The 23,732-nt window shown below is 60.8% G+C and carries 20 protein-coding genes; 7 read left to right on the forward strand and 13 right to left on the reverse strand.

Going from position 1 to position 23,732, the window contains the following annotated elements:
- Positions 1 to 2: 2 nt before the first annotated feature.
- Genes ruvB through ruvC form a run of 3 tightly spaced genes read right to left on the reverse strand, consistent with a single transcriptional unit; the run spans position 3 to position 2,198 of the window.
- Positions 3 to 1,022: a Holliday junction branch migration DNA helicase RuvB gene (ruvB, locus tag ACR0KJ_RS12425; RefSeq protein ID WP_480626819.1), complete on the reverse strand. Its 1,020-nt coding sequence runs from the start codon at positions 1,020 to 1,022 to the stop codon at positions 3 to 5.
- A 4-nt stretch (positions 1,023 to 1,026) separates the two neighbouring features.
- The gene (gene ruvA / locus ACR0KJ_RS12430; protein WP_480626820.1) at positions 1,027 to 1,704 is read right to left on the reverse strand and encodes a Holliday junction branch migration protein RuvA; all 678 of its coding nucleotides are present in this window, start codon (positions 1,702 to 1,704) and stop codon (positions 1,027 to 1,029) included.
- The gene (gene ruvC, locus ACR0KJ_RS12435; protein ID WP_170623761.1) at positions 1,701 to 2,198 is read right to left on the reverse strand and encodes a crossover junction endodeoxyribonuclease RuvC; all 498 of its coding nucleotides are present in this window, start codon (positions 2,196 to 2,198) and stop codon (positions 1,701 to 1,703) included. The genes ruvA and ruvC overlap by 4 nt, the downstream gene beginning before the upstream one ends.
- 333 nt (positions 2,199 to 2,531) lie before the next feature.
- Between ruvC and ACR0KJ_RS12440 the strand changes: the two genes are divergently transcribed.
- On the forward strand, positions 2,532 to 2,747 hold the full coding sequence (locus ACR0KJ_RS12440; protein WP_170520539.1) for a DUF1127 domain-containing protein: 216 nt from the start codon (positions 2,532 to 2,534) through the stop codon (positions 2,745 to 2,747).
- Between the two features lie 100 nt (positions 2,748 to 2,847).
- Here ACR0KJ_RS12440 and ACR0KJ_RS12445 read toward each other — a convergent pair whose 3' ends face one another.
- From ACR0KJ_RS12445 to ACR0KJ_RS12460, 4 genes are all read right to left on the reverse strand, one after another.
- Complete coding sequence (locus ACR0KJ_RS12445) at positions 2,848 to 3,192, reverse strand: hypothetical protein (RefSeq protein ID WP_480626821.1); 345 nt, start codon at positions 3,190 to 3,192, stop codon at positions 2,848 to 2,850.
- 107 nt (positions 3,193 to 3,299) lie between these two features.
- Complete coding sequence (locus ACR0KJ_RS12450; RefSeq protein WP_170623763.1) at positions 3,300 to 4,172, reverse strand: 50S ribosomal protein L11 methyltransferase; 873 nt, start codon at positions 4,170 to 4,172, stop codon at positions 3,300 to 3,302.
- A gap of 66 nt (positions 4,173 to 4,238) precedes the next feature.
- On the reverse strand, positions 4,239 to 5,471 hold the full coding sequence (locus tag ACR0KJ_RS12455) for an MFS transporter (protein WP_480626822.1): 1,233 nt from the start codon (positions 5,469 to 5,471) through the stop codon (positions 4,239 to 4,241).
- Positions 5,472 to 5,544: 73 nt separating this feature from the next.
- On the reverse strand, positions 5,545 to 7,740 hold the full coding sequence (locus tag ACR0KJ_RS12460) for a primosomal protein N' (RefSeq protein ID WP_480626823.1): 2,196 nt from the start codon (positions 7,738 to 7,740) through the stop codon (positions 5,545 to 5,547).
- 88 nt (positions 7,741 to 7,828) lie between these two features.
- Here ACR0KJ_RS12460 and fsa point away from each other — a divergent pair, with 88 nt between their 5' ends.
- The 4 genes from fsa to ACR0KJ_RS12480 all read left to right on the forward strand — a co-directional run bounded on the left by fsa (position 7,829) and on the right by ACR0KJ_RS12480 (position 11,095).
- Positions 7,829 to 8,482: a fructose-6-phosphate aldolase gene (fsa, locus tag ACR0KJ_RS12465; protein ID WP_170520531.1), complete on the forward strand. Its 654-nt coding sequence runs from the start codon at positions 7,829 to 7,831 to the stop codon at positions 8,480 to 8,482.
- 205 nt (positions 8,483 to 8,687) lie between these two features.
- The gene (locus ACR0KJ_RS12470; protein ID WP_170454322.1) at positions 8,688 to 9,395 is read left to right on the forward strand and encodes a DUF484 family protein; all 708 of its coding nucleotides are present in this window, start codon (positions 8,688 to 8,690) and stop codon (positions 9,393 to 9,395) included.
- Positions 9,392 to 10,312 (forward strand): tyrosine recombinase XerC, encoded by a 921-nt coding sequence (locus tag ACR0KJ_RS12475; RefSeq protein ID WP_170623766.1) that lies wholly within the window; start codon positions 9,392 to 9,394, stop codon positions 10,310 to 10,312. Before ACR0KJ_RS12470 ends, ACR0KJ_RS12475 begins: the two co-directional genes overlap by 4 nt.
- 87 nt (positions 10,313 to 10,399) lie before the next feature.
- Positions 10,400 to 11,095 carry a CDP-alcohol phosphatidyltransferase family protein gene (locus tag ACR0KJ_RS12480; RefSeq protein ID WP_170454326.1) on the forward strand — a complete coding sequence of 232 codons (696 nt, stop codon included), beginning with the start codon at positions 10,400 to 10,402 and terminating at the stop codon, positions 11,093 to 11,095.
- Between the two features lie 6 nt (positions 11,096 to 11,101).
- Here ACR0KJ_RS12480 and ACR0KJ_RS12485 read toward each other — a convergent pair whose 3' ends face one another.
- Both ACR0KJ_RS12485 and ACR0KJ_RS12490 read right to left on the reverse strand, forming a co-directional pair.
- Positions 11,102 to 11,569: a hypothetical protein gene (locus ACR0KJ_RS12485; protein WP_480580196.1), complete on the reverse strand. Its 468-nt coding sequence runs from the start codon at positions 11,567 to 11,569 to the stop codon at positions 11,102 to 11,104.
- 76 nt (positions 11,570 to 11,645) lie between these two features.
- The gene (locus tag ACR0KJ_RS12490; protein WP_170623768.1) at positions 11,646 to 12,101 is read right to left on the reverse strand and encodes a methylated-DNA--[protein]-cysteine S-methyltransferase; all 456 of its coding nucleotides are present in this window, start codon (positions 12,099 to 12,101) and stop codon (positions 11,646 to 11,648) included.
- A gap of 145 nt (positions 12,102 to 12,246) precedes the next feature.
- Here ACR0KJ_RS12490 and ACR0KJ_RS12495 point away from each other — a divergent pair, with 145 nt between their 5' ends.
- Both ACR0KJ_RS12495 and ACR0KJ_RS12500 read left to right on the forward strand, forming a co-directional pair.
- Complete coding sequence (locus ACR0KJ_RS12495; protein ID WP_480626824.1) at positions 12,247 to 13,761, forward strand: di-heme oxidoredictase family protein; 1,515 nt, start codon at positions 12,247 to 12,249, stop codon at positions 13,759 to 13,761.
- A 209-nt stretch (positions 13,762 to 13,970) separates the two neighbouring features.
- Complete coding sequence (locus tag ACR0KJ_RS12500; RefSeq protein WP_480626825.1) at positions 13,971 to 15,929, forward strand: hypothetical protein; 1,959 nt, start codon at positions 13,971 to 13,973, stop codon at positions 15,927 to 15,929.
- Between the two features lie 41 nt (positions 15,930 to 15,970).
- On the opposite strand, the gene ileS is transcribed toward ACR0KJ_RS12500, so the two are convergent.
- From ileS to ACR0KJ_RS12520, 4 genes are all read right to left on the reverse strand, one after another.
- Positions 15,971 to 18,883 (reverse strand): isoleucine--tRNA ligase, encoded by a 2,913-nt coding sequence (gene ileS / locus ACR0KJ_RS12505; protein ID WP_480626826.1) that lies wholly within the window; start codon positions 18,881 to 18,883, stop codon positions 15,971 to 15,973.
- Between the two features lie 163 nt (positions 18,884 to 19,046).
- A complete protein-coding gene (locus tag ACR0KJ_RS12510) occupies positions 19,047 to 21,758 on the reverse strand; it encodes a DUF2339 domain-containing protein (RefSeq protein WP_480626827.1) in 2,712 nt (903 codons plus the stop codon).
- Positions 21,759 to 21,858: 100 nt separating this feature from the next.
- Positions 21,859 to 22,338, reverse strand: coding sequence for a DUF2269 domain-containing protein (locus tag ACR0KJ_RS12515; protein ID WP_170623777.1), 480 nt, complete (start codon positions 22,336 to 22,338; stop codon positions 21,859 to 21,861).
- Complete coding sequence (locus ACR0KJ_RS12520) at positions 22,338 to 23,654, reverse strand: SDR family oxidoreductase (RefSeq protein ID WP_170454341.1); 1,317 nt, start codon at positions 23,652 to 23,654, stop codon at positions 22,338 to 22,340. Before ACR0KJ_RS12520 ends, ACR0KJ_RS12515 begins: the two co-directional genes overlap by 1 nt.
- Between the last annotated feature and the right edge of the window lie 78 nt (positions 23,655 to 23,732).

Here is a 23,732-nt window from a genome sequence, read left to right on the forward strand (position 1 = left end):
CTTCAACCAAACAGATCGCTCTGACCCTTTGGTGCAGCCATCCCCAAATGCGTCCAGGCCTTCTGCGCCAGCATCCGCCCGCGCGGTGTGCGCTGGATCAGACCCTGCTGCAACAGATAGGGCTCAATCACCTCTTCCAGCGAATCCCGACTTTCCGACAAAGCCGCTGACATTGTCTCAATCCCCACAGGCCCACCGCCGTAATTCTCGGCGATCAGCTTCAGATACCGCCGGTCCGCACCATCCAATCCCAGATGATCCACACCCAGCCGCGTTAGTGCTCCGTCAGCCAGGTCGCGGGTAATCCGCCCGTCGCCTTCAACAATCGCAAAATCCACCACCCGCCGCAGCAACCGCCCTGCAATACGTGGCGTTCCCCGCGACCGCCGCGCAATCTCACGCGCGCCATCATCATCTGCGGGCGCCCCCAGCTTGCGTGCGTTTCGGGTTACGATCTCGTGCAACTCATCCACCGTATAGAACTGCAACCGCGTCGGGATTCCGAACCGATCCCGCAGCGGCGTCGTCAGCAGCCCCATCCGCGTCGTCGCCCCCACCAGTGTAAACGGCTGCAACTCGATCCGAACCGTCCGCGCAGCGGGGCCTTCGCCGATCACCAGATCCAGCTCAAAATCCTCCATCGCGGGATAAAGCACCTCTTCCACCGCAGGGTTCAGGCGGTGAATCTCATCGATAAACAGCACATCGCGCGCTTCGAGATTGGTCAGGATCGCCGCCAGATCGCCCGCCTTGGCCAAAACCGGGCCGGACGTCATGCGAAAGTTCACCCCCAACTCGCGCGCCATGATCTGCGCCAGAGTCGTTTTCCCAAGCCCCGGAGGCCCATGGAACAGCGTGTGGTCCATCGCCTCGCCGCGTTGCTTGGCGGATTGGATGAAAATGCGCAGGTTGGCCCGCGCCTCGGCCTGACCAATGAACTCATCCAGACCCTGCGGGCGCAGGGCACGGTCGTTATCCTCGGGCAACGGATCGGGGCGCAGGGTGGGATCAGCGTCTACCATTCACTCACCCTTTCGGTGCCAGTAGTTTCAGCGCAGCGCGGATCAGGTCCGCCTCACCCGCCTCCGGCAGGTTGGCCGCCGCTTCGGCCACGGCCGAGGCCGCCTCGGACGGGCCATACCCCAGATTGGACAGCGCAGACAAAGCCCCGGCCGATGCCGCAGCCGAGCCCGAGGCCGCTTTTGCCGCCCGCCTTGGTGCAGGCGCAGGTTCGGACGGCTCAACCACGTCCAGCGCGGGACCATCCAAAGCCTCGGTCACAGTGCCGCCCATGGCCATCACACCCGGCGCCTTGTCTTTCAGGTCCAACACGATCCGCTGCGCCGTTTTAGGGCCCACGCCCTTGGCCGCCTTGACGGCAGCCCAATCACCCAGCGCAATCGCACGGCTCACGCCATCCGGCCCCAACGCCGACAGAATGGCCAGCGAGACCTTAGCCCCCACACCCTGAACCGAGCAAAGCAGCCGATGCCACTCCTTCTCGACCAGCGACAGGAATCCGTAAAGCTGCATCAGATCTTCGCGCACGACCATGTCGGTATAGATCGAGGCCGCCTCGCCTACGCCGGGCAACGCCGCCATTGTCCGGTCCGAGCAATAGACGATGTACCCAACCCCGCGCACGTCGATCAGAATGTGATCCGCCGCGCGATAGTCCAAACGCCCCGTCAGCTTTCCGATCATGCCCGTACCTCTTTCACCCGCGATTGCTGCGTCTTGCCGTAATACGCATGACAGATCGCAATCGCCAGCGCATCCGCCGCGTCCGCGCCTTTCGGCGCACAGCCGGGCAGCTGCAGTTTGACCATGTGAAGAACCTGTTCTTTCTCGGCATGGCCGACGCCGACCACGGTCTTTTTGACCCGGTTGGGTGCATATTCCCCCACCGGCAGACCGGCCTGCGCCAGTGTCAGCAGGGCAACCCCTCGCGCCTGACCCAGTTTCAGGGTCCCTGCCCCGTCCTTGTTCACGAATGTCTGTTCGATTGCGGCCTGATCCGGCTGATGATCCGCGATAACCTCGACAATCTGATTGTGCAGGGACAGCAGCCGTTCACCCAGATCATCCCCATCCGACTTACACAAGCCATTGGCAACGTGGCTCAGGCGGCTGCCATTTGATTCGATGACGCCCCATCCCAGGGTTCTCAGCCCCGGATCAATGCCCAGAATTCGCATGTTGTGCCTCGGCCTGCTCGGGTTATGTGATGTTTTTTCAACGCCTAGCACGAAGCGTGAACATTTTCCAAGCGAATTGACCGGAAGTCTGAAAACGACACCAGTATCCCACCCGCGACCCAAAGGTGTATTTGCGACCTGAAACGGGTCTGAAAGCGGCACCCGGATGAAGGTAAATTCACCAAATATTTAAGGGGATTACAGCCTCGTGAAGCCTTGCAAAAAATGCATGGGACACATGCAAAAAATGATCTTGTGAAGGTTATATGACAACACTAGATGCCGCTCAGATCGACTGATCAAACGTAAACACAAACCAGAAGGAAACAGGATATGGCTGCACTGGACACCACCCGCATCGCCACCACTGGCTCGTTCGGCCTCGCTGGCCGTATCGGCGCGTTTTTCGTATCGGCGTTCAACGTCGCTGCAGAATGGAACGACGCCCGCGCAACCCGCAAGGCGCTGGCTGGCCTGACGGATCGTGAACTGAGCGATATCGGCCTGTGCCGTGGCGATATCGACGACATCATCCAGCGTCGTCGCTAAAAGCGGCGACCGCGTATAGGCCCCTTCCTCCTCCCTGAGGGGCAAAAAAGAACACCGCGTGCCATTCAGCATGCGGTGTTTTTTTCTTCAGGAGGTTCGTTTAGTAGAGAATTTTGTTCAGTTGGACCGCGAGAGTCTCGGACAGAGGGTCAATCTGCATGACCCAGGCACCCGCTTTCTCGACCGAGGTTCCTTCGTTCAGGCTGTCGATCCGGAACTGGTACCCCGTTGGTCCGAGGCTGGAGAGCAGGAACGCCTTGAACCCGAAGAACCCGAGCAGACAGAACAGCAGCACCTTTGCGGGCACCGCAGATCGGACCCGCTGTGGTTTCATGACAACCAGGCCGTCTTTGCGCATCGTGGCGCGGTAGCCCCGGCTCATCTTCTGATGTTTCTTGTTCAGGCGATGAACGCGCTGATCGAAATCCAGTTGCTTTATCGTCATGGCAGCCTCCTCAAAACCGCCCCCCTCGACTTGATTGGAAAACGGTAAGTAGAGATTGCGACAAAAGCGTGGCGAAAATCCACAAAACTCCTGTAAATGGCCTAAATTCAGCCCTGTTTGCTTAAGATTAGCGTCGTCCATTCACCAATCTCGGCTCGATTTGCCAGATTAAATCCATTTTGGGAATAAACGGTTACAACATCATCGGCCTGCTCATTCAGGATTCCCGACAGAATGGCATAGCCTTCGGGCCGCAGATTCGCGGCGATTTCCGGAGACAGGGCCACCAGCGGACCTTTGAGGATATTGGCGAAGATCAGGTCGTAAGGTGCCAGGGCCTGCAACTCGGAATGGTCAAATCCCGCCGCCTCGACACAGCGCACGGCACCGGACATGCCATTGGCGGTCAGGTTTGCTTCGGCTACATCGACGGCAACCTGATCGATGTCGCTGGCGATGATGTCGCCGTCCCAAACGCGCGCGGCGGCCATGGCCAGAACGGCGGTTCCGCAGCCGATATCGGCCACTTTCGAGGCCGTGAAGCCTTGGTCCAACAGGTGATCCAACGCCTTCAGACAGCCCAGAGTCGTGCCGTGATGTCCGGTGCCAAAGGCCATCGCCGCCTCGATCAGCAGCGGAATGCGGCCTTCGGGCAGTTTGTCGGCATCATGGCTGCCATAGACAAAGAACCGACCCGCCTCGACCGGGGCCAGTTCGCGGCGCACATGAGCGACCCAATCGGTTTCGGGCAGTTCCGAGACGACAAAGGGCTTGGCGTCAAACGCAGCCGCAAGCACGGCCAGCGCGGTCTCATCCGGCGCTTCGGTGAAATAGCCGCCAACCTCCCACAGGCCCGAGCCGTCTTCGACCTCGAACACGCCAACGCCAGTCGGTTCCGGGTCCAGACGCTCCATCGCTTCTCCCAGACCTTCGGCGGCGGTCTTGCCGGTCAGAGTGGTAAGCGCGGTGAATGTGGGCATGGGGGCCTCCTGTCTCAGTTGAAACAGCGCCTATGGCGCGGGCCCGGCAAGGTCAAGCACTGGTGGTTATTCAGCGGGGGCCGGGGCGTATTTCGCCAGGATTGTTTCATTGCCCGGTTCCGGGTGGCGCGGGATCAGCAGCGACAGCAGCAATGAGATCATGGCCATCGCTGCGGCGAGCCCGAAAACAGCACCGGGTGAGACAACCCACAGCAAGCCCAGAAGCGCAGGCAGGAATACCGCCGCGATGTGATTGATGGTAAAGGCCACTGCCGCTGTGGGCGCAATATCCGCCGGATCGGCGATTTTCTGGAAATAGGTTTTCAGCGCGAGGGCCAGTGCAAACAGCACATGGTCGATCACGTAGAGGATCGCCGCCAGCAGCACGCCCCAGCCGAACCAGTAGATGCCGCCATAGGCTGCGAAGACAATCGCAAGACCGGCGTATTCGAAGATCAGCGTGCGGCGTTCGCCAAACCTGGCCACCGCTTTGCCCAGCAGAGGCGCGGCCATCATGTTGATCATCAGGTTGATCAGATACAGGCTGGTCAGCTCGTGCACTTCGAACCCGAATTTCTCGACCATCATGAAGCCCGCGAACACGACAAAGATCTGCCGCCGCGCGCCAGCCATGAATTGCAGCGCGTAGTACAGCCAGTAGCGGCGACGCAGTATGATCTTTTTGGTCTGCGGCGTCGGCGCGTCGAATTGCGGATAGGCAATCAGGCTGAACAGCGCCAGCAGGACGGTCACGCCGCCCGCAGCCATGAAGACGAAGTTATAGGACAGATCGAACCGGTCCCAGGTCAGCACGATCAGCCCATAGACCACCATCGTCGCGGCTGAGCCCATCGCCACCAGCCAGCCCAGCACCTGCGGCGCGCGGTCCTTGGGCAGCCATTGCAGTTGCAGCGACTGGTTCACCGTCTCGTAATAGTGAAACCCGATCGAGCTGAACAGCGTCACAAACAGCAGCCCGCCAAGGCTGGGAAACCACGCCGTGACCGCCGTTGCCACGCCCAGCATGATCAGCGAGATCATCGCTAGAACCTGCTCGCGGATAAAGATGATCACCGCGATGACACCGACCGCCAGAAAGCCGGGGATCTCGCGCACCGTATGCAGCAACCCGATATCCGCGCCGTCGAAATTCGCCACTTCGATAACGAAGTTGTTCAGCAGCGCGCTCCACCCGTTGAAGGCAATCGGCATGGTCATCGCCATCACGAACAACAGCGTGATGGGGCGGCGCCAGAACGGTAGGCTTTGCGCCTCGGAAAGCGGCATGGGTTTCAGCATGAGACCCCTCTACGCCCATTTTCGCAGCTTGGCGAGGGGTATGCTGCACAGCCGCCCTGCGCAGATGCAGAGGTCAGTAGAAACTCTGCGGATCGATATCCACGGTCAGGCGAATATCGCCTTTCAGACGCAAAGGCGCGATCCAGCGGGCGATGGCGTCCTGAATAGGAGCACCCTTGGGGGCCTTGACCAGCAAACGCACGCGGTGGCGGCCCCGAATACGCGCAATCGGCGCAGGCGCGGGGCCAAACACCTGCGCGCCGATCTGGCGCAAAGGCGCATCGTTGCGGGCCATGGCGTTGCCGATGTCGAAAACCGGCCCAACTTCGGGCCCCGACAGGACGATCCCCGCCATGCGCCCGTAAGGAGGCACCCCGGCGGCCTGCCGCCCGGCGGCCTCGGCCTTCCAGAACCCCTCTTCATCCCCCGATAAGATCGCCCGGATCACCGGATGTTCCGGCTGAAAGGTCTGCAACAGCGCCTGCCCCGGCTTGTCCGCCCGCCCTGCGCGCCCGGCCACCTGCCGCATCAACTGGAACGTCCGCTCCGCCGCCCGCAGATCGGCGCCATGCAGGCTGAGGTCGGCGTCAATCACGCCCACCAGCGTCAGCTTGGGGAAATTGTGCCCCTTGGCCACCAGTTGCGTGCCGATGACGATATCCGCATCCCCCTCGGCAATTTCTTCGATCTTGGCCTTCAGCGCCCGGGCCGAGCCGAACAAGTCGGAACTGAGCATCGCAATCTTCGCCTCGGGGAATGTCGCTTCGGCCTCTTCCGCCAGCCTCTCGATCCCCGGCCCTACCGGGGCAAGCTTACCCTCGACCCCGCAGGACGGGCAGGTCTCGGGCATCGGCTTGGTTTCACCACATTGGTGGCACATCAGGCGTTTCAGGAACCGATGCTCGACCATCCGCGCGTCGCAATGGTCGCAGGCGATCTGTTCCCCACAGGCCCGGCACAGCGTCACGGGGGCATAGCCGCGACGGTTGATGAACAGCAACGACTGCTCGCCCCTCTCGATCCGCTGCCGCACCGCCTGCCGCAGTGACGGAGATATCCACGTCCCCGGCTGCATCTGCTCGGCCCGCATGTCGAGGGGTTTCATCTCGGGCAGAACCGCCGCCCCAAAGCGCGAGGTCAGGTCGAGCCGCTCATATTTCCCCGCCTCGGCATTCGCCCAGCTTTCCAGCGACGGCGTCGCGCTGGCCAGAATCACCCGCCCACCGCAGATGGCCGAGCGCAAAACCGCCATGTCACGGGCGCTGTAATGCACGCCGTCTTCCTGTTTGTATGAGGTGTCATGTTCTTCATCGACCACGACCAGCCCCAGATTGCGGAACGGCAAAAACAAAGCCGAGCGCGCGCCGACCACAAGTTGCGCATCCCCCTGCCCGACCATGCGCCAGACCCGGCGGCGTTCGGTCATCGTCGCGCCCGAATGCCATTCCGCCGGGCGCGCCCCAAACCGCGCCTCAACCCGGCTCAGGAACTCGGCTGTCAGAGCGATCTCGGGCAGCAGCACCAAAGCCTGCCGCCCTTGCCGCAACGCCTCGGCCACGGCTTCCAAATACACTTCGGTCTTTCCAGATCCCGTCACGCCTTTCAGCAGCGTAGTGCCATAATCCCCGGTCCGCTGCCCGGCCTGCAACCGCGCCACGGCTGCGGCCTGATCCTCGGTCAGGTCTTTGCCGGGCAAATCCGGGTCCAGATGCGGATAGGGCAGATCGCGGGGGCTGTCCTCTTCGCGCACCGCGCCCTGCTTGACCAACCCTTTGACAACAGACGAGGTCACACCCGCCTGCTCGGCCAGTTCCTTCAGCGTGAAAGCCAGGCCGCCATAGTCGCGCAACACCTCAAGCACCCGCGTCCGGGCATCGGTCATCCGGTCCGGCTCACGGTCGCCCAACCTGTAAATCTTGCGCATCGATGGCGGATCACCCAACCCCGGCGCGCGCGTCGCCAGACGCAGCATCGCAGGCATGGGTGTCAGCGTGTAGTCGGCCACCTTGCCCAGAAACAGGCGCATCTCTTCCCGCATCGGCGCAACGTCCAGAACGCGGATCACCGACCGCGCCTTGGCAAGGTCAAAACCGCCCTGCCCCGGCCCCCAAACCACGCCCAACACCTTGCGCGGCCCCAGCGGCACCTCGACAAACGCGCCCAGAAAGCATCCACCCTCGGGCGCTTTGTAATCCAGCGTCCGGTCCAGCGGCTGCGTTGTCAGCACCGCTACCAGCTCTCCTTCGTCGAAAAATCCGTTAGCGCTCACGGCATATCCTATGCAGGGGGTTCCAGCAGGGGTTTCTTTGAGGTAAAGCCATCCGCGACCAAGGCCAACCCATCAAAGGACTGCCCTCATGAAATTCTTCGTAGACACAGCCGAGATCGACGCCATCGCCGAACTGAACGATCTGGGCATGGTGGACGGTGTGACCACCAACCCCTCGCTGATCCTGAAATCGGGCCGCGACATTCTGGAAGTGACCAAGGAAATCTGTGATCTGGTCGACGGCCCCGTCTCGGCCGAAGTGGTCGCGACCGAGGCCGAGGACATGATCGCCGAAGGCCGCAAGCTGGCCAAGATCGCGCCAAACATCGCGGTCAAAGTGCCGCTGACATGGGCGGGCCTGAAAACCTGCAAAACCCTCAGCGACGAAGGCCAGATGGTTAACGTGACCCTGTGTTTCTCGACCAATCAGGCGATTCTGGCGGCCAAAGCGGGCGCGACCTTCATCTCGCCCTTCATTGGCCGGTTGGACGACATCAACCTCGACGGCATGGACCTGATCGCCGATATCCGTCAGGTCTATGACAATTACGGGTTCGAGACCGAAATCCTGGCCGCCTCGATCCGTACCGTGAACCATGTGACCGACAGCGCCCGCATCGGTGCAGACGTGATTACCGCACCGCCTGCCGTTATCAAGAAACTGGCCGATCACCCGCTGACCGACAAGGGCCTTGAAACCTTCCTGGCCGACTGGGCCAAAACCGGTCAGAAGATCCTCTGACCTCAAAGCCTTAGCGCCCGCGCGGCACCGACAGGTGCCGCGCCCGGCCCAACTGCAAACGCCTGATCCCCGGATCAGGATGTTGCAGGCGGGAGCCGTTCGAGCACAGATCGCACCAAAATCCACCCATACGTGCATTTTTTCCAAGGCAATCCCGACCTGTCATGGTATAAGCCGCCAAAACAAAAAACCGACCGGACGGGACATGAGCAGCAACCCAAAACTCGAGGATAACCTCCGCGCCGCGATTCTGGCCAAGCCCGACGCGTTGCTGGACGACAAGGATCTGATGCAGGCGCTTGTGGCCGCCAATGAACAGGCGCGCGGCGACAATGTGATCGACCTGCGCGGTATCGCCATGCAACGGCTCGAGGCGCGGCTGGACCGGCTGGAAGACACGCACCGCTCGGTCATCGCCGCCGCTTACGAGAATCTGGCGGGCACCAATCAAGTGCACCGCGCCATTCTGCGGCTGCTGGAACCGGTCGAGTTCGAGGACTTCCTGAAGGTTCTGGGCAATGACGTGGCCGAGATCCTGCGGGTCGACCGCGTCACGCTGGTTCTGGAAACCACGGTGGTGCAGGACGATCCGGCCATCGACAAGCTGGGCGGTGTTCTGACCGTCGTCGAGCCCGGTTTTGTCGATACCTACCTGACCTATGACCGCGGCGGCCCGGCCCGCGAGGTCACGTTGCGCGAAATTCAACGCGCAAACCCGCGCGTCTATGGAACCGGAGCAACCCATCTGCGGTCCGAGGCCTGCCTTAAGCTGGATCTGGGCGCGGGCCGTTTGCCCGGCATGATCGTGATGGGCGCGTCGGATCCGCGCCACTTTACCCCGCAGCTTGGCACTGATCTTCTGGCCTTTTTTGCAGGCGTTTTCGAACGGTCGATGCGTCACTGGCTGTCGTGAGCCTGATCTCCCCGGCCTGCCGGGACGCCCTCCAACACTGGTTGGAGAGCCTCAGCGCGCTGGCCGGGCGATCGGACAACACACAAACCGCCTATCGCGGTGACGTCACCGATTTCCTGTCCTTCATGACCCTGCACCACGGGGATCGTCAGGGTTTGGCCGCTTTGGAACGCATTACCGTATCGGACATGCGGGCCTGGATGGCGGATCAGCGCGGATCGGGCGTCGGCGCGCGGTCGCTGGCGCGTAAACTCTCCGCTGTCAAAAGCTTCTACCGCTGGCTGGCCGAACGTGAAGGCTTTGAACCCACCGCCGTCCTGTCCACCCGCGCGCCCAAGTTCACAAAGAAACTACCCCGCCCCCTTGCAGAAGACGCCGCCCGCGCGATGATCGACACGGTCGAGCTGCAATCGACCTCGGACTGGGTTTCTGCCCGCGATGTGGCGGTGGTCACTCTGCTTTACGGTTGCGGTTTGCGGATATCCGAAGCCTTGTCCCTGACCGGAGCCGACGCCCCGCTGCCTGCAACCCTGCGCATCATGGGCAAAGGCGGGAAAGAACGCATTGTTCCGGTCATACCCGCCGCCCGTGAGGCCGTGACCCGATACCTGAAACTCTGCCCGCACCCTCAGGCCGACGATGCGCCCTTGTTTCGCGGCGTGCGCGGCGGGCGGCTGAACCCGCGGGCCATTCAGGGCGCGATGGCCAAGGCGCGGATGCAACTGGGCCTGCCGTCAACGGCCACACCTCATGCCATGCGACACAGCTTTGCCACCCACCTGCTTACGGCCGGGGGGGATTTGCGTGCAATTCAGGAACTGCTGGGCCACGCCTCATTATCGACCACTCAGGCTTACACTGCCGTCGATACCGCGCGGTTGATGGAGGTTTACAACCGTGCGCATCCCAAAGCGTGACGCCTGGAACGCTGCGTCCTGAAGACTTCTGCAACTTAAGCGGGCTTTTGATTTGCATCTCGCCAACGCATCGTACATGACAGCCGCATGACACTTAGATTCAAAGCATTAGCCGTCCATCTTTTCACCGCAACGGGCGCCGTTTTCGCCATGCTGGCCATGCTGGCCGCCGTCGAGGAAAAGTGGAGCCTGATGTATCTCTGGCTTGTCGTTTCCTTCATAGTCGATGGCATCGACGGTCCTTTGGCCCGACACTATCACGTCAAGAAAAACGCGCCTGAATTCGATGGCGTCCTGCTGGACCTGATCATCGATTACCTGACCTACGTGTTCATTCCGGCCTATGCCCTGTTCAAATCCGGGTTGATGGATGGCTGGACCGGATGGTTTGCAATCATTGTCATCACCTTTGCAAGCGCGATGTATTTTGCCGATACGCGCATGAAAACCAAGGACAACTCGTTTTCCGGCTTCCCTGGATGCTGGAATATGGTGGTTATCGTGATTTTCGCGCTTGAACCCAACTTCTGGTTCAGCCTGGTGCTGGTGACGTTGCTGTCGATTGCAATGTTCCTGCCGCTGAAATTCGTCCATCCCGTACGGACCGAACGCTGGCGCAGCCTGACCTTGCCGATGGCCCTGGCCTGGACCTTCTTTGCGGGCTGGGCAGCCTGGGTCGATTTCCACCCTGAAAGCTGGGCGCATTGGGGGCTGGTTGTCACCAGCCTGTATCTGACCTTTGCCGGTATCGCGCAGCAGATCATACCGCAGCGCAATACCTAGAGGGGGTTACAGGACGTCCTGAACCTCGAACTCGGTGCCGTTATGGGTAAAGACATCTCCGGCCTGTAGCCCAACCATGGCCAGATAGATCGGGCTTTGCGTTGAAATGCCCATATAGGTCTTGCCGTCCACGTCAAACCGCGTCGTGGAAACGCAGACAACAAAGCGGCGGTTGTTGAACTTGATGATCGCGCCCGGCTGCACCGTATCGGTCAGGCCGAAATCGGTGTTTTCAATGACGTCGATCTTGGCATGGTGCGCATGGACCGGGGCGTCAAAAGCGGCCGCCAGATCCGCATTCTCACGCGAGGCCGCGATATCGTCCTTGTCGTGGCCCTCGCGGTCATCCAGCTGAGCGTCTTTCAGGAAGGCATCGTAATGCGCCTGAGCGGTCGCCAGTTCCTGCGCCTCTAACGACATCAGCTTGTCAATAATGGCCTTCTTGCGGGCGGCACGGTCTGCGTCGGTCATCATGCAATAGGATCCTTCAAATTCAGCATCAAATATAAGTTGAGCATCCGGATTTCGGATTGCAACTGATTTCCGTCACTCAGATCAACAGGCCCGCTGCCTTTTCATGACGCAAAAGGGCCACCTTCGTCTCGATCCCGCCATCACCGGAAAACCCGCCCAGACCGTTGGCGGCCAGCACCCGATGACAGGGAATAATGACCGGGATCGGGTTTGCCCCGCAGGCTTGCCCCACCGGCTGCGCAGGTTGGCCCAGCTCTTTTGCGATGTCCCCGTATGTGCGTGTCTCACCCAATGGGATCGCGTACATCAGATCGCAAACCTGCTTTTGAAACGCGGACCCTTCGACACGGTACGGCAGGTCGAAACGGTCAAGCTGACCCGCATCATAGGCCCGCAACTGGGCCGCGGCCTCGTGCAGCAGAGCCGTCGGTTCACCTTCGTCTGCACCATGCCAAACAAGACGCCTGACAAAGCCGTCCTGCTCTTCCACCCCAAGGCATCCAAAACGCGTTTCAACGGCAATCATCGGCATGTCGCGATGCTGTCAGAGCGGGCTCAGTTTCGCAAGGCTCGGCGCTCATCCACTTAAACAAACACGCATTCACATAAAACGTTGTCGTGATGAATTGTTATCCCTAACGTGAGGGCAGCTGAAATCAACGCCAATGGGGGATGGGATGCGAAATCAGATTCGCGTTATTGTTGTAGGTTCGCTTGTTTTATCAGCTTCAGTTGCTTTGGCCGAAACGCCTCCGCCGGTCGATCAGAAAGACCTGATGTCGCGGTTGGGCAAGGACCGGCTCAAGGCTTTCGTCTATGCCTTTGAGGCCGGCGACGAAATAACCGAAGCGGACTATACGATGGAGCGCGGGGTTGGTGCACGTGTCTCAGATGGCCAGTATTTCTCGCGCCTGCCACGCGCCGATCTGGCCAGCGCCGGGGATTGGGCCGAACATTTTCCCGCCCGCGAAGGCGGCCCACAGGCGCATTCGTGCATTTCCTGCCACTCTGCCCCGCTGGCCAACGGGGCGGGACCGATGGCGATGAACGTTGTGATCGACCCGACGCATTCGGGTGATCCATCCAGCTTTCTGGAACGCAACACCCTGCATCTGTTCGGCCTTGGAGCAGTGCAGCGGGTCGCCGAGGAAATCACCCAAGACCTGAAGCAACAGGAAGCCGCGCTGGCCAAGGAAACCTGCGAGGAAAGCTTCCCGATCAAGCACTATCTGGTGTCCAAGGGTATTTCCTTTGGCGCGCTTACAGCCTCGGCCGAGCTGGACGGAACGACCTGCAAGGCCAGCATTAACTACGATGAGGTCTACGGAATCGATGAGGACCTGATCGTGCGTCCTTTCGGTTGGAAAGGCTTGCACTCGACCCTGCGCAGCTTCGCCAGAAGTGCGGCCCATAACGAGATGGGAATGCAGGCGGTCGAGTTGGTCGGAAACGAGGACGGGGATTTCGATGGTGTGACCGGCGAACTGACGGTCGGAGACGTCACCGCTGTCACGCTCTATATGGCTGCGTTAGAGCGGCCAACCTCCAAGCTGGAACTTGCGGAACTGGGTTTGGTCGAGTTGACCCAGGATGAGAAATACAAGCTGTTGCGCGGCGAACAGCGGCTGGTGGATGCCGGGTGCACGTCCTGCCACGTGCCAAGCGTCGATCTGAACAATGCGGTGTTTGCCGAACCCAGCGCCGTGCCGGGATATAGCGAGGAAGAACTGCCCAGCGGCGCAATCGCCGCCAAACTGGGTTTGGACGGGAAAAACCCCATGTGGTTTGACCTGACCAAAGATCAGCCCAACAACCGGATCGCAATGGCCGACGGCAGCGAGGTCCATTTGGGCGCGTTCCCAAGCAAGGGCGAGACCGGCGCAACCGTGTTCTGGTACACCGATTTCCGCCGTCACGACATGGGTCCCAAGCTTGCCGATCCGATTGACGCTTATGGCTTTGGTGCCTCAGTTTGGCCCACGCGGTCGCTGGCGGGTGTCGGCTCGACGGGTCCGTGGCTGCACCACGGCCATGCCACCACATTGCGAGAGGCGATTATGGCCCATGGCGGCGCGGCGGAGCTTAGCAAGAACGCGTTCATTGCGCTGCCCGAGGAACAGCAGGACGAGTTGATCGCATTCCTCGAAAACCTTGTGATCGCGAATTTCGATCCCGAGGAAGAGGAAGGCTGACCGTCCGCCTGACAACGCCGCAGAAGCCCAAGTTCATCCTGCGCCTGCCTGCTGAAACAGCGCGGGCGCAGTTGGTCTTGGCCGGGCCCAGTTGGCCAATTCCCGCGTCGCAAATTTAGACAAATCGCCAGATAAGCGCGTCCTTTTGGGAAAACCCTCGGCCCGTGCTATGCTGATGGCATTGTTTTATGCGTTGGAGTTTTGGGGGAATGGGACGGCATCTTGTCCTCACAGTTCATGGTATCGGCGAACAGAAACCCGGTGAAACGGTAGATCAGGTCGTTGGCGCGGCCACGACCTGGCTGGACGGGCGACCCAAACCCCCGATCGAGGTCGAACGCGGCATGATCGAGCTGGCCGAGACAACGTTCAACGGCACCCCGCGCAATGCCAAGCTCTATAAGGTTAATCTGCGGAAAGTAACCAAACCCTCGGTCCCCAGCGACGTGGCCCTGTTTGCCGAGGTTTATTGGGCAGATCGTTCGCCCGCGCCAAAAGGGGCCATCAAGACAATACTGGATCTGATCTGGGTGGTTCTGGCGCTGGGCTATCTGGCGATGGACAATGTCGAACAGACCCATCAGCGCAAGAATATCGCCCCGGACGCCCCCAACGGCAGGAACACTTTCGCCGCACAGTTGGTTCATCTGTTCACCTGGATCTTTTTTGGCGCGGTCGCGACCCTGAACGCCTATCTGTTGCTGGGCGCGGCGGTGATAATGATCGACAGAATTCCGGTCGGATTTTTTCAAAGCCCGACATTGCTGTTCTGGCTGCTTCTCGCGCTTTACGCGGGCGGAGCTGTTGTTGGTCTGCTGCGTGGTTTTTCCGCCCCGACCTATCTGCGACGGGTGTTTTGGCGCGGCATGTTCGGGATGGGCGTCGTTCTGGCGCTTGGCCTGGCCCTCGGGCCGGTTGGCGCTGAATTTCGCAACTGCATCCCGTCAGAGACAACTTTCTGTCCTTTGATCCTGGAACCCTTTGTTGGCTTTCAGATCTACATATTGTCGGTCTTCTGGGCCACGCTGATCTTCCTGACACTACTTCTGTACTTGATGTCCGCCGCCCCCATTCAGATCAACGACAATCTGACAGAACACAGGCGGCTTTATCCAAGCATTTGCGCCGGCATGATGATCTTCTGGATGTTCTTCATTTCGGGCTTGTGGCTAACCATCGAACAGATGTTGAAAACCGTTGATTTCTTGTCGGACGGTCAGCTCCAGACCTTGTTCGACGCCAACCTGCGCGACTCGATCGAAACGCTAAGCGCCGTGTTCATCGCCATCGTTCTGTTGCTTTTGGTCGGTGGCGGGCTGTTTGCCGGTCGCCGAAAGTTCAAGGCGAACCTGCATGCCCGCAACGGGCTGATCAGCCGCGCGATTGTCAATCGGTTTGCGCAATGGGTCTTTTTGTTTGGGGCGATTGTGCTGGTTCTGGTGACGATCCGCGAGATTGTCACGAACCCGCACCATGGCTCTGTCTGCAAAACCACCCTGAACGACGCTTATGTCATTGCCTGGGCTTTGGATCGGCTTGCTTGTTTTCACGGTGAGATCGGCCTGATCGTGCTGGGCGCGACGGCCTTGATGTACCGGTTTTCGGATTTTGTTGCTGCCGGGCTGGGCGTGGCGCGGGACATTGTGACTTATGCCATTCGCGACAGATGTTTCATCAGCGCAGATCTGAACAGCAGAATCCACAACTACCCGGACCGTACCGCCATTGACGAACGGTTCTATCGCACAATGCACTATGTGCTGGACGTCTTTCCGGCGGACCATATCACCGTGATCTCGCACTCTCAGGGCACTGTGATTGCGACCCAGATGTTGGCCGACCCGCGGGTGCAACGGCTGATAAACGGGCGGAACCTGACATTGATCACGATGGGCTGCCCGGTCACGCATATCTACCAGCGCTATTTCCCCGAGATGTTTACGGTCGTTGCCGGTAAACTGAATGCCGCGTGGTTCAACATCTTCCGGCAGGATGATTTCGTCGGCACTGAAATCGAAGGCGGCCTGATATTCTCGGATCGCAACATATCGGTCAATCCCGGAGGGCATTCCGGGTATTTTACCGATTATGAGGTCTGGAAAGCTTTGACGGATCCGAAAATCGGGTTCGACCTGTTCAACCCGACACCTCAGACCAAACAGTCCTGAACTGAAATCGCCCCCTCAGATACCCGAGGGGGCGGTTCGCTTTAGCCCAGTGCTTCGTTGCAGCGTCCACATACGCCTTCATGCGCGTGCAGCCCGACATCCGGCAGGATCTTCCAGCAGCGCTGACATTTTTTTCCCTCGGCTTTCTCGAAAATCACTGCGACGCCTTCGATTTCCGGCACGCGGAACGCCTCGGCCGGGGCTGGATCGCCCGTGACGGTCAAGCCGGAGGTGATGCACATGTCATCCACGTCAAACGTCGCCAGCAAGTCGCGGGTTTCGCCATCCTCGACATTTACAATCGGCGCGGCCTCAAGGCTCGATCCGATCACCTTGTCCTGGCGCTGCACCTCAAGCGCGGCGGTCACGGCGCGGCGCACGCGACGAACCTTGGCCATGTTGGTTTCCAACTCGACGTCGCGCCAATCGGCGGGCGTTTCGGGGAAATCCACCAGATGGACCGAACTGTCGTCGCCCGGGAACCGCTCCAGCCAAACCTCTTCCATGGTGAAAACCAGAACAGGGGCCAGCCATGTGGTCAGGCGGTGGAACAGGATGTCCAGCACCGTACGGGCCGAACGGCGGCGCAGGGTATCACCGTCGCAATAGAGCGCGTCTTTGCGGACGTCGAAATAGAAAGACGACAGATCGACCGTGGCAAAGGTAAACACCGCGCTGAACACACCCTGGAAGTCGAAGGACGCATAGCCCTTGCGCACCTGTTCATCCAGTTCCGCCAGACGGCTGAGCACCCAGCGTTCCAGACGCGGCATGTCCTGCGGATCGACCCGGTCGGCTTCGGTAAAGTCTGCCAGAGAGCCCAGCATGAACCGCATCGTGTTGCGCAAACGGCGATAGCTGTCAGCGGTGCCCTTCAGGATTTCCGGCCCGATCCGCTGGTCAGCGGTATAGTCGGTCTGAGCAACCCACAGGCGCAGGATATCCGCGCCGTATTGCTTGACGATCTCCTCCGGGACAATGGTGTTGCCCAGCGACTTGGACATCTTGTTGCCCTTGGCGTCCAGCGTGAAGCCGTGGGTCACCACGTTCCGATATGGCGCGCGTCCCTTGGTGCCGCAGGCCTGCAGCATGGACGAATGGAACCAACCACGATGCTGGTCGGTGCCTTCCATGTAGACATCGGCGATGCCGTCCTCGGTCCCGTCCTCACGGTCGCGCAAAACGAAGGCGTGGGTCGAACCCGAGTCGAACCACACGTCCAGCACATCGAACACCTGGTCGTAGTCGTCCGGGTTGGCAATGCCGTCCAGCACTTGCTCTTTGAAGCCTTCGGTATACCAGATATCCGCGCCGTCCTTCTCGAACGCCGCCTTGATGCGGGCGTTCAGGTCTGCGTTGCGCAGCAGGTAATCCGCGTCGGTGGGCAGAGCACCTTTCTTGGTGAAGCAGGTCAACGGCACACCCCAGGCGCGCTGGCGCGACAGAACCCAGTCCGGGCGCGCCTCGATCATCGAATACAGACGGTTGCGGCCGGTCTGCGGCGTCCATTTCACCAGCTCGTCGATGGACCGCAGCGCACGTTCGCGGATGGTGTCGCCCATCTCACCCATGCCGTCATCCAGCTTGCGGTCGACCGAGGCAAACCACTGCGGCGTGTTGCGGTAGATGATCGGCGCTTTCGAGCGCCACGAATGCGGATAGCTGTGCTTGATCTTGCCGCGTGCCAGCAGCCCACCAACCTCGACCAGCTTGTCGATCACGGCTTTGTTCGCATCACCCTCACCGCCCTTGCGGGACAGGATGTATTTGCCGCCGAAGAACGGCAGATCAGCGCGGAACGAGCCATCGTCCATCACGTTATAAGTGATGACCTGCTCGAGCATCCCCAGATCGCGGTACAACTCGAATTCTTCCATCCCGTGTGACGGCGCACAGTGGACGAATCCGGTGCCTTCGGTGTCGGTCACAAACTCAGCGGCGCGGAAATCGCGAAGATCATCCCACTCGCCATTGCCGCCCTCGGCCCCGGCCAGCGGGTGGGTCAGTTGCACGCCTTCCAGTTCATCGGTGGTTACATCGCGGACACGGGTCCACTGGTCGTCGTTCAGACGGGCACGGCCCAGCACATCCGCGGCCAGATTGTCGGCCAGCAGGAACTTGTCGCCAACACTGGCCCAGCATTCGTCCGGCGTGTCGGTGACTTCGTACAGGCCGTAGGAGATATCCTTGCCGTAAACGACCGCCTTGTTCGACGGCATGGTCCACGGAGTCGTCGTCCAGATCACCACATAGGCATCATCCAGATCGCCTGCATTCACGACCCTGAACTTCACCCAGATGGTAAAGCTTTCCTTGTCGTGATACTCGACCTCGGCCTCGGCCAGCGCGGTCTTTTCAACAGGCGACCACATTACGGGTTTCGAGCCCTGATAGAGCGTGCCGTTCAACAGGAACTTCATGAACTCGTCGGCGATCACTGCCTCGGCGTGGTAGTCCATGGTGATATAGGGATCGGCCCAGTTGCCGGTGATGCCCAGACGCTTGAACTCTTCGCGCTGGATATCGATCCAGCCCTCGGCGAACTTGCGGCATTCCTGACGGAAGTCGACGACGTTCACCTCGTCCTTGTTCTTGCCTTTCTTGCGGTACTGCTCCTCGATCTTCCATTCGATGGGCAGACCGTGGCAGTCCCAGCCGGGCACATAGCGCGCGTCAAACCCCATCATCTGATGGGACCGCACGATCATGTCTTTGATGGTCTTGTTCAGCGCGTGGCCGATATGCAGGTGGCCGTTCGCGTAGGGTGGGCCGTCATGCAGGGTAAAGGGCGTGCGGCCCTCTTTCTCGCGCAGGCGGTCATAGACGCCGATCTTTGCCCAACGGTCCAGCCATGCGGGCTCGCGCTTGGGCAGGCCGGCGCGCATGGGGAAATCGGTCTTGGGCAGGTTCAGCGTGTCTTTGTAGTCAGGTGTTTGGGTCGTGTCGGCGCACATTGGGGGCGTCCTTTGGGTGATCTGGTCGTACTAGGATCGAAGCGGTCGGTGCGAAGTCTCAAACACCTTTGCCCGGCGTCTCGAGGATCAGAGCGCCGGGGATATAATTCGAATAACGATGGCCAAACGGTCAAACATGGCCGCGCTTATATGACGCCCGCTCTCAATGGTCCAGAGGTTCCGAGCCTTGCGGCAAATGGCGCAGCTTGGCCCAACGATTGAGCCATGCAAGCCCCGCCAGCGCGAGGCCCAGCGCCAGCAGCGAGAAGACGCGGATCAGACCGCCAAGGCCCGCGATGTCGATCAGGAACACCTTGGCCACGGCCAGCCCGATCACCGCCAGCCCCGCCTTGCGCATCAGGTCGGACCGCCGCGCGAGCGATTGGTAGAACAACGCCGCACCGACAATCAAAAGGGTCAGGGTATAGGTATAAAGCTCGGGCTGGGTTACGCCGTTGCCCTCGTACATGCCCTCGGCACCCTGCCAGACATGGCGGATGGTCAGGCCTAGCCAGACGGTCACTAAACCCGCAGCCACACCATAGCTGACCTGCCGCAAATGCTTGGGCATGGACGTAATCCTCCAGGCCGAAAACCCGATGGCCAGTGCGGGGATCAGATAGGCCACCGCCAGTGTGTTCAACAGCGGAGGGCCCAGAACCGGCTCGGCCAAGGGGTTCAGCAACGGATTGCGATCTACCAGAGCTTCGACCAGACGCAGCACCCCGTGACCAGCGAAGAAGATCGCCAGAGCATAGCGCGCATAGGTCAGCTTGCCGCCCAGTTCGAAGCGTTGCACCTGCGCATAGGCCAGCAGCAGCCAGATGACGGACAGCAGGCCCAGACCCCAATGGCTGTTCTCGGCCCCGCCCTCACCAAACGCCTCCAGCCAGCGCAGCAGAAGCAGCGATAGCAAAATGCCTCCGGTCGCCCAGGCCGCGCTTTCGAGCAGCAGCTTGGCAATCGGGCGATCCAGCGGTTTGATCAGCACCCAGCCGACAAAGAACCCAAGCGTCGCCGAAGCGTAGACCAGCGCCATCTCGGCAAGTGGTGCGCTTTCGGCCCAGCGCAGACCGGGGTCCAGAACCAGCCGTACGGTTACCGTGAACACACCTGCCCAGATAAACCAGCTCATCGGCGGCAAAGTGAACCGGCGATCCAACGCCGCAGCGACCACGATGGTCACGACCAGCGCAATCGTTAGCGCTGCGGAACTGAGGACGATCACGCAGGCAAAGGCCAGACAGGACAGCGCTGAAAGCGTGGCCAGCGCGGGCCGCATCCGGTTCTCGCCATCAACGCGGGCGAAGCGTTCCGCTATACCAACCATCACCGCACCCAGAACGATGGCGTGCAGCGCCCAGGGGTACGGGCCGATCACCTTGGCCGGATGCCAGCCGACCTCCAGCGCGATGGCCATGGCGGGCGCGAACACGGCGGCCGCCCCGGCCCATATGGCGGCGTATCGGTCTGCGTTGCAGGATCGCCAAGCCGCAAGAACTGAGACCAGCACGCCCAATGCGACCAGTATCGTGACAACTAACGGGGCGTCTGCTTCGGGCGTCTCGGCATAGGTGGCCGCGAAGGTGCGCGCGACGGTGCCGTTTTCGAGGCCATGCGCGACGACAAAGCCGATCAACCCAACAGCCGGGAACACCGTGACATCCTGCAAGGCAGGCGCGTCCTTGGCCCACAAAAGCAGTGCCAGAGCCAACCCGAGCAGCAAGCATATGGTCAGCCAGAACTCACCCGCCGAATCCGCCCAGTGCAGGGACAGGATGGCCGAGCTGACGGCCACTGCGGAAAATGCCACGCGGGTTGGGAAGGCGGGCCACGGATCACCTTTCTTGCGCCGGATGATCTCGGCCACCATGGGGCCCGCGTGATCGGGCCAGATGCGCTGGTTGGGAATTGCAATGGCCAGAAGTGCCAGCACGGTGACGCTGATCAGATAGCCCGGCTCGGTCAGTGGTGAGGACAGAACCAGCAGCAGGCACGAAACATAGGCAGCAAAAAGCGTCAGCACCGTAATCCACGCCCAGCGCCGCACCGTATCGATACCCAGACCCAGCAAGGTCAGGATGACAAAGTAGCCATAAAGCCAGGTCGGATCATCGGATGAGCCGCCGACCATAAAGGGGGCCGCAAACGCTCCTATCAGTCCCACAGCAGCCAGCAGCGGCCCGTGGAACCAGCCAAGCACCAGACCCACCAGCGCGACCAGAACCATGCCAACCAGCGCCGCTTCGGGCGAGATCAGGTCATAGAGTTGCCGGGCGGCCAGAATGCCGCCGAACAATGTCACCAAGCCCGCGCCGGAAAAGACCGATGGCAGATACGCGGTCGAGGCTGTTTCGTCATCGCCGAACCTGCGGCGAATGACTTCGCCCACCACGATCAGCGCGACCCCAAAGGCCAAAGATGCCGCGACCCGCGCAGCCGGTGGCAGCAGCCCATTTTCAACCCCGTACTGAACCAGAAAGATACCGGCCAAGGCCAAGGACAGGGCCGAAACCGCATAAAACCAGTTCTCGCGCAGCCACAGCCCGAGGACCGCAAAGCGATCCTGCCGGAAAACAACGGCCCCTGATGGCTCGGTCTCTTCGGCAACCGGAGGATCCTGCTTTTGGTCAGGTGGCGACCATGGGCCGGGCGCGGCCTCTGATGCGGGCAAATCCACCTCGGCTTTTGGCTCTGGCGCCGATGCCACGGCCTCTGGCAGTTCGACCTCAGCCTGACCCGGCGACAGCGCCTGTACTTGCCGCTCAAGGTGCTCAACCCGGCGGCGCAAGCGCGCTTGGCCAACCAAAAGCACGACAATCGTTACCGGAATGGCCAGTACAATCAGGCCAAGAAGAACAAGCAGCGATTCCAATTCAGGCTCCGTTCAATATCGTCCGGGCAAGCTATACCGCGCGAGCTATCGGGCGACAGTACGGAAATCCCGGTACCGTCGCGGTGTTGCGGGAAACACGCTAAAGGACCGAGATCGCCGGGCGCGCGATCATGAGCCAAAGGATCACCAGCACCGACAGAAAAGCCGGAATTCCGCATATAAACCAGATACGGAACAGGCGGGTGTAGTCTGCGGGCATTGGGCTTCCTGCATCCGCAGCAACCCGCGCATAGGCCCGCAGCCTGATCTGTATCCACACCACCGGCAACCAGAACAACCCGGTCAGCACATACAGCACCAGCGACAAGGCGATCCAACCCTCGCTCAGCGACCAGCCCAACCGCCAGGCCAGCGCGGTCCCGGTGATCGGCTGCAGGATGACGGCGGTTGTTGTGAAGATCAGATCAGCCAGCACCACGATGCCTGCGGTATGCGCAATCAGATGTGCGTCCCGGCTACGGTGTGCCATCAGCATGAAAAACGCGATGCCAGCGCCGGTTCCCAACAACACGCACGCTCCAATGACATGCAGCCAGAGCAGGATCAGATCGGGGTCCATCAGCGGCTCTCCAACATCGGAATGGCAATCAGGGACAAGGTCATTGCAGGAAGCACTTTGACCAACGGACCCAGCGGATCGGCCCACAAGCCGGGCACCAGAACCGAGGCTGAAATCAGGTAAATCAGCGCCACCCCGATCTGCGCCAAACATGCGCGGGTGGCCCAGGGCCGCCACAGAATGGCCAGCCCAAGCGCAATGTCGACCACCGACCAGAACGCCACGCCAAGCATCGCGACGGGCACCGCCCATCCTGCCCCGATCAGGACCTGCGCCGCATTGGACAGCCCCAAAAGCCCGAAAAGACCTGAGAGCAGCCAAAACAGGCTCAGCACCCCAACGACCAGTGGCATCAGAAGGGTCATGCGCGCGGTCAGCCTGTGTTCGCGACCGCAGGGCAATCCGGCGTAGATCTGCGGCAAGGACGCCAGCGCCTGCCCCGAGGCCTGCCGAAATGGTGCAGGATCACCGATCACGCCTTGCGCCATGACCGTCATTGCCGTGCTGCGCAGCGGGGATCGCCACCCCAACCGACCCAGCAGATCAGCCCCGGCAGCGATGGGTTTGATCAATGCGGACGGAATCCTCAAATGGGTCGAGGCTGGGCGAAACCCAAGCCAACGACGCGTGGCCGCAACCACCTCTGCCAGCGGATGGGGCGTATCCTCGACCAGATCATAAGTGCCTTGCGGCAGCCGATCCATGGCGGCAGACAGAACGACGCGACACAGATCCGGCATTCCGATGCACTGCACAGGGGTGTCCGGATAAGCCAGCGGCTGTACCCACGGGATCGCGGCCAGCATGCGCAGCAGCGCGGTACCACCGTAGTCGCTCTGCCCAATCACCAGCCCTGGCTTCAGCACCCAAAGCGGCATGCCCGAGGCCCGCAAAGCGGCGTCCCCGGCGGCTTTGGTGTTCAGGAATGGCGTCGGCGCATCCGGCTCGGCCCCAATGGCCGAGATTTGGATCACCGCGATTTCCCGTGCAGCGCAAGCCTGACCCAAGGCCGCGATTGCAGTGTGGTGGACCACTTCAAGATCGTCCTGCCCGCCATCCTGCAGGGCACCTGCGCAATTGACCACGATATCGACCGATTGCAGCAGGTCCTGCCAGTCCTTCGATCGGTTCAGATTGCGCAGATCGCCCTGTATGAGTTGTGTCCCCGGAAGAACCTTGTTCCCCATCGGCAAGTTGCGCACCAGCCCGCGCACGCTTGCACCTTCAGCCGTCAGCGCACGCGCAACAGCGGCGCCGATAAACCCGTAGGCGCCCAGAATCAGTATGTTTTTCCCACACAGATCGTCAGAATGCATTGGTTGTCAAATCCGTTTTGCCTCAGCCTAACGGAAACATCGGAACACGCCAGACAGGTCAGGCGATCTGCGACAAAG

It is taken from the genome of Ruegeria sp. AD6, from assembly GCF_056542325.1.

Excerpts from the sequence above, each read along its gene's own strand:
- ruvB (WP_480626819.1), bottom strand. The coding sequence starts at position 1,022 with ATGGTAGACGCTGATCCCACCCTGCGCCCCGATCCGTTGCCCGAGGAT.
- ruvA (WP_480626820.1), bottom strand. The coding sequence starts at position 1,704 with ATGATCGGAAAGCTGACGGGGCGTTTGGACTATCGCGCGGCGGATCAC.
- ruvC (WP_170623761.1), bottom strand. The coding sequence starts at position 2,198 with ATGCGAATTCTGGGCATTGATCCGGGGCTGAGAACCCTGGGATGGGGC.
- ACR0KJ_RS12440 (WP_170520539.1), top strand. The coding sequence starts at position 2,532 with ATGGCTGCACTGGACACCACCCGCATCGCCACCACTGGCTCGTTCGGC.
- ACR0KJ_RS12445 (WP_480626821.1), bottom strand. The coding sequence starts at position 3,192 with ATGACGATAAAGCAACTGGATTTCGATCAGCGCGTTCATCGCCTGAAC.
- ACR0KJ_RS12450 (WP_170623763.1), bottom strand. The coding sequence starts at position 4,172 with ATGCCCACATTCACCGCGCTTACCACTCTGACCGGCAAGACCGCCGCC.
- ACR0KJ_RS12455 (WP_480626822.1), bottom strand. The coding sequence starts at position 5,471 with ATGCTGAAACCCATGCCGCTTTCCGAGGCGCAAAGCCTACCGTTCTGG.
- fsa (WP_170520531.1), top strand. The coding sequence starts at position 7,829 with ATGAAATTCTTCGTAGACACAGCCGAGATCGACGCCATCGCCGAACTG.
- ACR0KJ_RS12470 (WP_170454322.1), top strand. The coding sequence starts at position 8,688 with ATGAGCAGCAACCCAAAACTCGAGGATAACCTCCGCGCCGCGATTCTG.
- ACR0KJ_RS12480 (WP_170454326.1), top strand. The coding sequence starts at position 10,400 with ATGACACTTAGATTCAAAGCATTAGCCGTCCATCTTTTCACCGCAACG.
- ACR0KJ_RS12485 (WP_480580196.1), bottom strand. The coding sequence starts at position 11,569 with ATGATGACCGACGCAGACCGTGCCGCCCGCAAGAAGGCCATTATTGAC.
- ACR0KJ_RS12490 (WP_170623768.1), bottom strand. The coding sequence starts at position 12,101 with ATGCCGATGATTGCCGTTGAAACGCGTTTTGGATGCCTTGGGGTGGAA.
- ACR0KJ_RS12495 (WP_480626824.1), top strand. The coding sequence starts at position 12,247 with ATGCGAAATCAGATTCGCGTTATTGTTGTAGGTTCGCTTGTTTTATCA.
- ACR0KJ_RS12500 (WP_480626825.1), top strand. The coding sequence starts at position 13,971 with ATGGGACGGCATCTTGTCCTCACAGTTCATGGTATCGGCGAACAGAAA.
- ileS (WP_480626826.1), bottom strand. The coding sequence starts at position 18,883 with ATGTGCGCCGACACGACCCAAACACCTGACTACAAAGACACGCTGAAC.
- ACR0KJ_RS12515 (WP_170623777.1), bottom strand. The coding sequence starts at position 22,338 with ATGGACCCCGATCTGATCCTGCTCTGGCTGCATGTCATTGGAGCGTGC.
- ACR0KJ_RS12520 (WP_170454341.1), bottom strand. The coding sequence starts at position 23,654 with ATGCATTCTGACGATCTGTGTGGGAAAAACATACTGATTCTGGGCGCC.